General features: G+C 66.9%; 8 protein-coding genes. 3 read left to right on the top strand and 5 right to left on the bottom strand.

All coding sequences use genetic code 11. From position 1 onward, the window contains the following. Positions 1–111: 111 nt before the first annotated feature. Positions 112–927: a DUF3014 domain-containing protein gene (locus BW38_RS16660; protein ID WP_032975153.1), complete on the bottom strand. Its 816-nt coding sequence runs from the start codon at positions 925–927 to the stop codon at positions 112–114. Positions 928–1,076: 149 nt separating this feature from the next. On the opposite strand from BW38_RS16660, the gene BW38_RS16655 reads away from it, so the two are divergent. Then, positions 1,077–1,787: a glutathione S-transferase gene (locus BW38_RS16655; RefSeq protein ID WP_032975154.1), complete on the top strand. Its 711-nt coding sequence runs from the start codon at positions 1,077–1,079 to the stop codon at positions 1,785–1,787. A 59-nt stretch (positions 1,788–1,846) separates the two neighbouring features. On the opposite strand, the gene BW38_RS16650 is transcribed toward BW38_RS16655, so the two are convergent. The 4 genes from BW38_RS16650 to BW38_RS16635 all read right to left on the bottom strand — a co-directional run bounded on the left by BW38_RS16650 (position 1,847) and on the right by BW38_RS16635 (position 7,376). Next, entirely contained in the window at positions 1,847–3,454 is a 1,608-nt protein-coding gene (locus BW38_RS16650; RefSeq protein WP_032975155.1) for a membrane protein, read from the bottom strand. Positions 3,455–4,174: 720 nt separating this feature from the next. Further along, on the bottom strand, positions 4,175–5,893 hold the full coding sequence (locus tag BW38_RS16645) for a thiamine pyrophosphate-dependent enzyme (protein ID WP_025874311.1): 1,719 nt from the start codon (positions 5,891–5,893) through the stop codon (positions 4,175–4,177). A gap of 109 nt (positions 5,894–6,002) precedes the next feature. Continuing rightward, positions 6,003–6,863, bottom strand: a complete 861-nt coding sequence (locus BW38_RS16640; RefSeq protein ID WP_032975219.1) for an SH3 domain-containing protein — start codon at positions 6,861–6,863, stop codon at positions 6,003–6,005. 36 nt (positions 6,864–6,899) lie between these two features. After that, the gene (locus BW38_RS16635) at positions 6,900–7,376 is read right to left on the bottom strand and encodes a DUF3574 domain-containing protein (RefSeq protein ID WP_032975156.1); all 477 of its coding nucleotides are present in this window, start codon (positions 7,374–7,376) and stop codon (positions 6,900–6,902) included. A gap of 240 nt (positions 7,377–7,616) precedes the next feature. Between BW38_RS16635 and BW38_RS16630 the strand changes: the two genes are divergently transcribed. Both BW38_RS16630 and otsB read left to right on the top strand, forming a co-directional pair. Beyond that, the gene (locus BW38_RS16630; protein WP_032975157.1) at positions 7,617–10,049 is read left to right on the top strand and encodes a TonB-dependent receptor; all 2,433 of its coding nucleotides are present in this window, start codon (positions 7,617–7,619) and stop codon (positions 10,047–10,049) included. 166 nt (positions 10,050–10,215) lie between these two features. Next, a complete protein-coding gene (gene otsB / locus BW38_RS16625) occupies positions 10,216–10,974 on the top strand; it encodes a trehalose-phosphatase (protein ID WP_032975220.1) in 759 nt (252 codons plus the stop codon). Positions 10,975–11,001: the final 27 nt, after the last annotated feature.

Raw genomic sequence — 11,001 nt, forward strand, 5'->3', positions numbered from 1 at the left:
CGTTTCAAGGGTGGCTGCGACTGCATTCGAAGGCCAGTCAGCCTATGGCCAGCATGCCGGAAGCGGTGTTGTCGGCGCGTTGATCCGGATCAGATATGCACGCTGGAGGCCTCAATGGGTGATCGCGGCCCGGATCGCCCGCAGCTGCTGCTTGACCGCCCGTGCCTGCGCCACGTCCATGCGCAGCAAGGCCTTCTGCCCGATCGAGCGCGACTGCAGGGTGGAATCGGCAAAGCGGTAGCGGCCCCGCTCATCGCGCTGCAGCAGTGGCGCCTGGGCCAGCTCCGGGGTGTCCAGCAGGTGGTCGATCACCGTTACCAGGCGATCATTGAAATACCCGTCAGGACGGCCCAGATCGACATACGCCTGCTGGATCAACGGATAGAAGCGCTTGTACGCGTGGGCCGCCGCCGCCGGGTCGAGCGCAGTGAAGGCCTGCACATAGGGCGCATAGCGCGCTGCATTGGCCGCGGCGATGCGTTCGCCGCCCTCGCCCGGCTCCACCTGCAGGCTGCCCGGTAGCGGCCGGAAGGCCAGCGCGGTAGGCGGCACACTGGCCTTGTCCAGGTTGTCGACCTGGGTGACCAGGCGCTGGATCAGGTGATCGCGCAGCAGCGCAGCCAACGCGCGCTCGCCCTTGAACAGTCCGCTCAATGTGCTCCAGGCGGCGGCATCGCTGTCGGCCAGTGATGGCAGTGCCGGGTCGGCGGCGGCGTCCGAATCCAGCGGATGCTTGATCGGAGAGGGCGCGGGTTCCTGGGGAGCAGCGGGCTTCGGTGCGGCGCCTGCCGAGGTCGGAGTGGATTGCACCGGCACCGCTACGCCATCTGCCAGATGCTGCAACTGGTCGCGGAACAACCACGTGCCCGCGCCGCCCACCACCACCACGCCCAGAACCCAGGGCCAGACCACTTTTCCACTCTGCATGATGCAGAACCTCGCCTTTCAGCTGCATGGACAAGGTGTGACTGCCCTGGTTCGGCGGGGTTCCCCAGCCATTCCGCTGCCGTTGTGGTTCACGCCTGCTTTGCGCGGTACGCGCGACCCTGCTGTTCTTGTTGGGTGGAGAAGCCTTCATGCAGTACGCGTTGTACTACTGGACCGGCATCCAGGGCCGTGGCGAGTTCGTGCGGCTGGCGCTGGAAGATGCCGGCGCCGATTACGTGGACATGGCGCGTGTGCACGGCGACGCCGTGATGCAGCCGTTCCTCGATGGCCACAGCGAAGGTGCGCAACCTTTCGCGCCACCGTTCCTGAAGGCGGGGCGACAGGTCATCGCGCAGGTCGCGGCCATTCTCGATTTCCTCGGCCCGACGCTGGATCTGGTTCCGCAGGCCGCCTCGCGGCGCATGCAGGCGCTGCAGTTGCAGCTGACCATCGCCGATCTGGTGGCCGAAGTGCACGACACCCACCATCCGATCGCCGCGTCGAAGTACTACGAAGACCAGAAGACCGAGGCCAGGGCGCGCGCGGCAGCGATGCGCGATGAGCGCCTGCCGAAATTCCTTGGCTACTTCGAGCAGGTGCTGAAGGCCAATGGCGGTCGCCACCCGCTGCGCGAACACTCCTACGTGGACCTGTCGCTGTTCCAGTTGCTGAGCGGGCTGGACTACATGTTCCCACGCCGCATGCAGGCGCTGTGGCCGACGTTGCCACTGCTGCGCGCGCTGAAGGACCGGGTGGAACAACGGCCCGGCATCGCCGCCTATCTCGCTTCGGAGCGGCGGCTTGCCTTCAACACCAACGGCATCTTCCGGCATTACCCGGAACTTGATGGCGAGAAGTAGCGCCGGGCCATGCCCGGCGGCAGCGCAACCCAACGCCGGGCATGGCCCGGCGCTACCGGTCAATGGGCGTTTTCAGCCAGCGGCTTCACCGCCTGCTTCTGCAGCGACAGCAGCCCCAGCAGGATGGCCAGCGCCACATAGGCGCCGGCGAACTGCCAGCTGATGACGCGGGCCAGGCCCTGCAGATCCCACGGCAGGTAGATGCCGCCGCGCGGATCCACCGAATGGATCAGGCCGAACAGGGTGAGCACCGCCGCCACCAGCAGGAAGCCGCAGGCGCGGCGCAGGCGTCCATCGACCATCGCCGCGACGGTGGCGATCCACAGCATCGAGGTGATGATGAAGCCGTTGCCCAGCGCGAAGATCACCGCCAGCTCCGGCAGGCCGTGGCCATCGACGTGGGTCAGCAGCGCGCCCATCTGCTCGGCCGGAATCCAGCCCGGCGCCTTGATCGCCAGCAGGTAGGCCGCCGACGGCAGGAAGCCCAGCACCATCGCCCCGGCATGCTGGCGCGGCGTCGCCTGGAACGCCTGGGTGGTGATGTCGATCGACACGTACACGATGATCGGCGCCAATACCGCCAGCGGCAGCCACTGCACCAGCCCGGAAATGATGCCGAGCATGCCGCCGATGCCGACGAACAGGCCGGTCAGCAGCGTGTAGCCGCTGCGCGCGCCCATGTGCTTGTAGGCCGGCTGGCCGATGTACGGGGTGGTCTGCGCAACGCCACCGCAGACGCCGGCGACGAGCGTGGCCACCGCCTCCACCAGCAGGATGTCGCGGGTGCGGTAGTCATCGCCGGCCGCGCGCGCGCTCTCGGATACGTTGATGCCACCGACCACCATCAGCAAGCCGAACGGCAACAGCAGCGGCAGGTAGGTCATCGCGGTCGGCAGGCCCTCGATGAAGCCCAGCGTCGGCAGCGGCAGCACCACCTGCGGCGGCACCCAGGCCGGAATCTGGAAGCCGGGCACACCCAGGCCGGCCAGGCCGAGCCCGTAATACAGCACGGTGCCGAACACGAAGGCCAGCAGCACACCGGGGCCGCGCAGCGGCAGCTTGCCCTTGGCGATCAGTACGTACAGCAGCAGGCCCAGCGTGGTGAAGCCCACCAGCGGCGAGCGCAGGGTCTCCAGCAACGGCAGCAGGCCCATCAGCACCAGTGCGATGCCCGCGATGGAACCCAGCAGCGCAGCGCGCGGCAGCGCGCGGGTCACCGCTTCACCGAAGAAGGACAGGATCAGCTTGAGCACGCCCATGATGACCAGCGAGGCCATGCCCAGCTGCCAGGTGGCGATGGCGGCGGCATGCGGGTCCAGGCCCTGCTGCTTGAAGGCCAGGAAGGCCGGGCCCAGCACCAGCAGCGCCATGCCGATGCTGGTCGGTGCATCCAGGCCCAGCGGCATGGCGGTGACGTCGTCGCGCCCGGTACGCGCGGCCAGGCGCCGTGCCATCAGGGTGTACAGCAGGTTGCCGACCAGCACGCCCAGGGCGGTGCCGGGGAACATGCGGCCGAAGACCACGTCGGCGGGGAACTGGAACATCCCGACCAGGGCCATGGCGATGAAACCGAGGATGGAGAGGTTGTCGACGACCAGGCCGAAGAAGCCATTGAAGTCGCCAGCGACGAACCAGCGGCGAGGCGCGGTGGAAGCGGGAGCGGACATGGAAGGGGCGGTGGGGGTGGGGACCGCCGATGGTAGGCCCAGCGGGGCCGGCGCGCCAATTCCCGAGTGGAATGATGGGTTCCAGCCAACGGCGGAGCCCCTCGTGGTTGGTCGCTGAAAGCAGCCTATCGGAGGGGGTCGTGCGGGGTGGGCTGCGCAGGACACGCCGTAAACCCGTCCATGGGGGCTCGATGGCGCCATCCATGGCGCCAACGGTCCTGCGCAGCCCACCCCGGCCGGCCACGGACAGTTTCCTGCGGGCGCCAGCCACGGAAGAGAATCAAAAGATCAAAAGCAGAAGCCGGTCGCTGCGCTCTCAAGCGCCGGATCTCAGGCATCTGCGTGGTTGCCGGCCAGCGGCCGGCACTACCGGGAAGCATCCACGCATGGCGTGGATCTACTGTGCTGACCAAGGTCCCACTAGCAACAGGCCATGCCATTCCAACAGATCGCGGAAATCTGTCGAAGGCGGGGTGGGTCCGGTTGCGGGGGCGTCCGCGGCATGGATGCCGCGGCCAAGCCCCCAAGGGTGAGGGCGCTTTGCTTGCGAAGCACTGCTTCGCAAGCGCCCGAACGCACAGCCGCCAGCGGCTGGGCCGGTCTGGGGGTTTACGGCGTCCCCCGCAGCCGGACCCACCCCGCCATCCCACCGATACCCGCTTTTGACGTTGACGTTGATTCGGCGGGTGCAGGGCGCAGCCCTGCATCAGACCCCAACCCTCACTTTTTCAGGAAGTTGTCCACCAGCAGATGCTTCACGTCGTCGATGCGACCACTCAGCACTGCCTTGGCCGCATACAACGCCGTGCCCGCCACCTGCTTGGCCTCGATCTGCGGCGGCATCACCAGCTCCGCGCGACTGGTGTGTACATCCAGCAGCGCCGGCCCACGCTGGGCCAGGAAATCCTGCACCGCTTCTTCCAGGTCCTCGCTGCGGGTCACCGTGCGGCCATGGAAGCCGATCACCTCGGCCAACCGCCCGAAATCCGGATTCTTCAGGTCGGTGTAGTTGTCCAGCAGCCCTTCCACCTTCTGCTCCAGCTCGACGAAATTCAGCGAGCCGTTGTTGAACACCACCACCTTGATCGGAAGGTTCTCCTGCACCGCGGTCAGCAGGTCGCCCAGCAACATCGCCAACCCACCATCGCCGGACAACGAAATCACCTGCCGCCCCGGGAAGGCCTTCTGCAGACCCAGCGCCTGCGGCATCGCGTTGGCCATCGTGCCGTGCAGCAGGCTGGTCAGCGTGCGGCGCCGGCCATTCACCCGGATGTGCCGCAGCACCCACACCATCGGCGAGCCACCATCTGCGGTGAACAGCGCATCGTCGGTAGCGTACTTCGACAGCAGCGCGGTCAGGTGCTGCGGATGGATCAGTTCGCCTTCGCCGGGTTGTTCCTCCTGCTCGCGCTTCTTCAGCGCCTTGTCGCGGTGCTCGATGCATTCGTCCAGGAAACTGCTGTCTTCGCGCGGGGGCAGCATCGGCAGCAGCGCGTCCAGCGTCGGTGCGATATCACCGACCACGCCCAGGTTCACCGGATGGCGGCGACCGAGGTGGCTGCCGTCGCGGTCGACCTGGATGATCGTGGCCTTGTCCGGATAGAACTGGCCCCAGGCGAAATCCGCGCCGAGCAGCAGCAGCGTGTCGCACTCCATCAACGTGTGGAACCCGGATTCGATGCCGAAGACTCCGGTCATGCCCATGTTGTACGGGTTGTCCGGTTCGACGAAGTCCTTCGCACGCGATGTGTGCGCCACCGGTGCCTGCAGGCGCCGCGCCAGTTCCAGCAGCTGCGCATGTGCCCCCTGGCAACCGGCGCCGGCATAGATGCCGATACGCTTGCCCTGCCCCAGCAGTTCGGCGATGTGCTGCAGCTCGGCCTCGGAGGGGCGCAGCACCGGCTGGGTGTAATGCACCGAGAACGGCACATCGTGCTTCACTTCCGCTTCGCTGATGTCGGCCGGCAGGATCACCACCGCCACACCGCGGCGGCTGATCGCCGCCTGGCAGGCCAGCGCCACCACGCGCCGTGCCTGGGCCGGGCTGTGCACCTGCTCGCAGAACACGGTGCAGCTGCCGTACACCGCCTTGAAATCCACTTCCTGCGGGAACTCCATGCCCAGTTCGCTGGTGACCACCTGGCTGGCGATCAGCACCATCGGCGCGCGGTTGCGGTTGCTCTCGAAGATGCCGTTGATGAAGTGCAGACCGCCAGGACCGCACGAACCCGCGCAGGCGGTCAGCTGGCCACTGATCAATGAATCGGCACCGGCCGCGAACGCCGCGACCTCTTCATGGCGGACATGCACCCACTCGATCTCACTGCGATGCAGTGCGTCGGTGACATGGTTCAGGGTGTCGCCGACGATGCCATAACAACGGCGGACGCCCGCCTGCTGCAGGGTATCGACGACGATCTCGGCAACGCGCTTGCTCATGGGACTACAGCCTTGCAAGGGGGAACCCCGAGGCTAGTCCCGATGAAGTGATGCTCCCGTGGGCAAGAGGCCGATCGCCTTGTCGTGCAAACTCCGGGCAGGGCTGCCGTCAATCGTTGACGTTGATCCACCCCGTCACCGCGCCGCGCTTCGGGTTGCGATAACGCAGCTTCACCCAACCATCCTGCTCATCCAGCATCTCCACGCGATCACCCTGCACCAGGTAGCGCTGCGTGCTAGACGCACCGGGATGATCGAACAGGAACAGGCGCGCAGGCAGCACGCTCGCCATCAGCCCCACCAGCGGCGCACCGCTTGCTGGTGCGCCGAGCCCCTCGCCGATGGCGCTTTCCAGCACCTTGCCGGAGGGATCGTAGGTACGCCACACCGCCAGTGGCCCTTGGTTCTCGGTCTCTTCCCAGTGCAGCGCCCGGTTCAGCGTATCGCCCAGCATCAACACGCTCTCACCGCGGTACAGATAGAGCTGCGGTCCGTTGAAGCGATACACGTCGGTGTACCACATCGGCCCGCTGCGGCAGCTGGCGGTCAGCGTGCGCGTGGCGGCGTCGGCGGTAAGGCCCATCAGGTCACCGCACTGGTCGTGTCCATGGGTCACCGCCTTCAGTGCGCGGAACTCACCGCCGCCCACGTCGAAGCGATAGACCGCAACGGCCTCATTGACCATGCCCACCGCCGCGCGCGCAACCAGCTCGGGACGCCCGTCGAAATCGAGATCCTCTGCGCCCAGGCGCGAATGTCCCTCGGCGTCCGGCGCGCCAAGCAGGCGCTGCCGCTTCCCTGCCGGCTGCAGGAGTACGGCTAGCATGCCGTCCTCCTGTACCTCTACCGCCGCCTGCACGCCCGCTGCCGGCGAAAACCGCAGCGGGCCCCGGTCCTCGTCCTGCGCCTGTGCCGCCGGCGCCAACAGACCGGCCAGCATCACCGCCATCAGCACATCCCTGGGTGTCATCGTCATTCCCTGCAGCGCCACGGTGGCGCGTCCAGGTCAGAACGATACGTCAACTGCCTGCCGCGACCACAGTACCGACTGGTGCCTGGTCTGCTGCTTCCACGCCAGACGGATCGCTTCGATGTCGGCGCGGCGCTGCGGGCTGTCCTCGTGCAGCACCACCAGCACCTTGGTGCGCAGGCGGTTCGGGGAGGCATCGCCACGGAACAGCCACTGGCCGTAGGCATCGAACACGGTCAGGCCGTCCGGGAAGCGCGGCGTCACTTCCTTGTCCAGGAACGCGCGCCACTGCGCATCGCTGATGGTGTCGGCCTGCGGGCGGTCACCGGCGCCCTGCTCTTCGCCCACGCCGAAATAAAGCTCGCTGCGCACCCAGCCGTGGCCGCTGGACGGACGCGCGGCGTCGCCCTGCAGGTCGGCGGTGGTGGCATAGGCGCTGGGCGCCTTGGAGGACAGGCTGGCGCAGCCACTGGTGGCCAGCAGCACGGCGAAGACAAGGCCAAGGTGTTTCATCGGGAACAGCACTCCGGGAAGGGGAAAAAGCACGACGAAGGGGCACGGAGGGTACACCTGCGCCTCGGTTGCGGCTGCAACCAATGCCCTCATGCCGGCAGGGCATGAAGAGATGCAATGGGAGCCGGGACTTGCATCGCACCGCCTCCTCACGCCAAGATAATATATCGCTTCATCCGGATGGATGTAAGTGAAACTATCTCCCCCCCCCTTCCCCACGTCGTTGCTGCTGGAGTCCGCATGTTCCCCCGCCTGTCCGCGTCGCCGCTCGGCCTCGCCATCGCGCTCGCCCTGTCCCCCGCCCTGGCTTCGGCCCAGGACGCCGCCACCAACCTGGACACGGTGATCGTCACCGGCACCCGCGCCGCCGACCGCACCGTGCTTGAATCCACCTCGCCGGTGGACGTGCTGACCGCCGAGGACATCCGCAAGGCCGGCGTGGTCAACGGCGAGCTGGGCAGCGCCCTGCAGGCCCTGCTGCCCTCGTTCAACTTCCCCCGCCAGTCCAACTCCGGCGGCGCCGACCACGTGCGCGCCGCGCAGTTGCGCGGGCTGTCGCCGGACCAGGTGCTGGTGCTGGTCAACGGCAAGCGCCGCCACCACACCGCGCTGGTCAACACCGACAGCAAGATCGGCAAGGGCACCACCCCGGTCGACTTCAACGCAATCCCGGTCAGCGCCATCAAGCGCATCGAAGTACTGCGCGATGGCGCCGGTGCGCTGTACGGCTCTGACGCCGTGGCCGGCGTGATCAACGTGATCCTCGACAACGGCGGCGACGGCGGCGAGATCGAAGCCAGCTACGGCGCCAACCACACCGACCTCAAGCCGATCGGCCGCACCCTCACCGACGGCCAGACGGGCAACCTCAGTGCCAAGGTCGGCACCTCGCTGGGCGAAGACGGCGGCTTCCTGCGCGTCGGCCTGGAATACAAGAAGCGCAACGGCACCAACCGCGCCGGCTTCGACCAGATTCCGCCGTGGGACCAGACCGAGGCCAATCTTGCACTGCAGGGCAAGCGCAACTACGTGCTCGGCGATGGCGCCAGCAAGGACATCAATCTGTGGCTGAACACTGAGATTCCGGTGGGCAAGACCGCGACGTTCTATGCGTTCGGTACCTTCAACCAGCGTGATACCGAAGGCGCGAACTACTTCCGCTATCCCGATGGCGATGCCAACTGGAAGGAGGTCTACCCCAATGGCTACCGGCCGATCTCCGAAGGCGAGAACCGCGATGTGCAGGCGGTGGCCGGTATCCGTGGGCAGTGGGGTGAATGGAGTTATGACGGCAGCCTGGATTACGGCCAGAACGACTTCACCTATCGTCTGCGCGATTCGCTGAATGCCTCGCTGGGCCCGACCAGCCCGACCCGCTTCAAGACCGCGGACTACGAGTACGCGCAGACCGTGGGCAACTTCGACCTGAGCCGCGTGTTCTCGCAGAGCGACAGCATCAGCCACACCCTGGGCCTGGGCGCCGAAGCCCGCCACGAGCGCTACCAGACCCGTCCAGGCGACCCGGCCAGCTACGCCGCCGGCCCGTACACCGATCGTCCGACCGGCTCGCAGGCAGGCGGTGGCCTGACTCCGCAGGACGCGGCGACCTTGTCGCGCGATGTGGCCAGCGTCTACGCCAGCCTGTCCAGCCAGTTCGGCGAAAAATTCTCCACCGACCTGGCCGCGCGCTACGAGCACAGCGATGACTTCGGCGGCGAACTGACCGGCAAGCTCGGACTGCGCTACGAGTTCACCCCGGCATTCGCCCTGCGCGGCGCGATCTCCAACAATTTCCGCGCACCGTCGCTGGCGCAGATCGGCTACGAATCCACCTCCACCGGTTACAACGCCGGCGGCCAGCTGGTGCAGGGCCGCCTGCTCTCGGTCAACAACCCCATCGCCCGTGGCCTGGGTGCGCAGGACCTGAAGCCGGAGAAGTCGCTGAACACCTCGCTCGGCTTCACCAGCCGCATCGGCGAGCACTTCGACCTGTCGCTGGACTTCTTCCAGATCGACATCGACGACCGCATCGCACTGTCCGAGAGCATCACCGGCGATGCGCTGACCGATTACGTGGCCACCAACTACGGCGTCGGCGGCCTGCAGAGCGCCAGCTTCTTCGTCAACGCCGCCGACACGCGCACCCGCGGCGCCGAGCTGGTGAGCAACTGGCGGCAGTCGCTGGGCGATGGCCAGCTGCTGTTGACCGGCACCTACGCCTACACCAAGACCACGCTGAAGAACGTGCTGGCCACACCGGCGCAGCTGCAGGCGCTGGACCCGGACTACGTGCTGTTCGGCATCGAAGAGACCAATACGCTGACCGACGCCACCCCGCGCACCCGTGGCAGTTTCTCAGCCGCTTGGAGCAACGACCACTGGTCGCTGAGCAGCCGGGTGAACCGCTACGGCAGCGCGACCCGCGTATTCAACTTCGGTGATGGCTACATTCCCCGCCAGACCTACCAGGCCGAGTGGCAGCTGGATGCGGAAGTGGAATACCGCATCACCCCGCAGTGGAGCGTGGCCATCGGTGGGCAGAACCTGACCGACAACTACCCGGATCGCTCCAACGAGGACATCCACTACTTCGGCAACCTGCCCTACGACGTGCTGTCGCCGATCGGCAGCAACGGTGCGTACTACTACGGTCGCGTGCGCTACACGTTCTGATTGCTGCGAACAACGTGCCGACCAACGGTCGGCACCCACCGGGACGCGATGGCTCGCTGCGGGTGGGTGCGCCGGCACCCATCGGGTGGGTGCGGACCGTTGGTCCGCACCAGCCGTAGCCTGACCTCGACCCCGCGTACACGCCGCCGCTGGCATGGTGGTCGCCATGGCTGAACCGCTCCCCCTGCGTCCGCCACCTCCATTGCTGGACGACGCCTGCGCGTTGTTCCTCGATGTGGATGGCACCTTGATCGAATTCGCTGCACGCCCCGACGCCGTGCAGCTTCTCCCCGATGTGCGTGAAGCCATCGGCCGCATCAGCGATCGCCTGGAAGGTGCGGTGGCACTGGTCAGTGGTCGCCCGCTTGAACAGCTGGACCAGTTGTTCGCGCCGCTCAAGCTTCCCGCTGCGGGCCTGCATGGCCACGAACTGCGTGCGCAGGACGGGCACGTGATACGCGATGAGCATGGTGACGACACCGCCGACTGGCTGCATGCGCTTCATCAACAAGCCATGCGTTTCGCCCATGGCCACCCCGGCGTGCTGGTCGAGAACAAGGGCGTAGGCCTGGCCCTGCACTGGCGTGGCGCGCCGCATGCAGCCAACGATGTGCGCGCCTTCGCCGAGCGCCATGTTCGCGGCCGTGCCAGCTATCGCCTGCAGCCGGGCGACCATGTCGTCGAATTCGTCCCGGTGGCTACCAACAAAGGCCGAGCCGTACGTCGGCTGATGCAGTACCTGCCGTTCCGTGGTCGTCTGCCGGTGTTCCTCGGCGATGACCTGACCGATGAATTCGGCTTCGATGCGGCCAATGGCCTGCATGGCTGGAGCGTGCTGATCGGCGAACGTGAACCCAGCGCGGCGGTGTTCGCGCTGCCCGACATACGCAGCGTGCACGCCTGGCTGCGTGAGAATGCGTATTGACCCCGGCCCCCACGGCCGCAACCGAGA

It is taken from the genome of Stenotrophomonas sp. RIT309 (assembly GCF_000632045.1).
Classification (GTDB): domain Bacteria; phylum Pseudomonadota; class Gammaproteobacteria; order Xanthomonadales; family Xanthomonadaceae; genus Stenotrophomonas; species Stenotrophomonas indicatrix.

Excerpts from the sequence above, each read along its gene's own strand:
- BW38_RS16655 (WP_032975154.1), top strand. The coding sequence starts at position 1,077 with ATGCAGTACGCGTTGTACTACTGGACCGGCATCCAGGGCCGTGGCGAG.
- BW38_RS16645 (WP_025874311.1), bottom strand. The coding sequence starts at position 5,893 with ATGAGCAAGCGCGTTGCCGAGATCGTCGTCGATACCCTGCAGCAGGCG.
- otsB (WP_032975220.1), top strand. The coding sequence starts at position 10,216 with ATGGCTGAACCGCTCCCCCTGCGTCCGCCACCTCCATTGCTGGACGAC.
- BW38_RS16630 (WP_032975157.1), top strand. The coding sequence starts at position 7,617 with ATGTTCCCCCGCCTGTCCGCGTCGCCGCTCGGCCTCGCCATCGCGCTC.
- BW38_RS16640 (WP_032975219.1), bottom strand. The coding sequence starts at position 6,863 with ATGACACCCAGGGATGTGCTGATGGCGGTGATGCTGGCCGGTCTGTTG.
- BW38_RS16635 (WP_032975156.1), bottom strand. The coding sequence starts at position 7,376 with ATGAAACACCTTGGCCTTGTCTTCGCCGTGCTGCTGGCCACCAGTGGC.
- BW38_RS16660 (WP_032975153.1), bottom strand. The coding sequence starts at position 927 with ATGCAGAGTGGAAAAGTGGTCTGGCCCTGGGTTCTGGGCGTGGTGGTG.
- BW38_RS16650 (WP_032975155.1), bottom strand. The coding sequence starts at position 3,454 with ATGTCCGCTCCCGCTTCCACCGCGCCTCGCCGCTGGTTCGTCGCTGGC.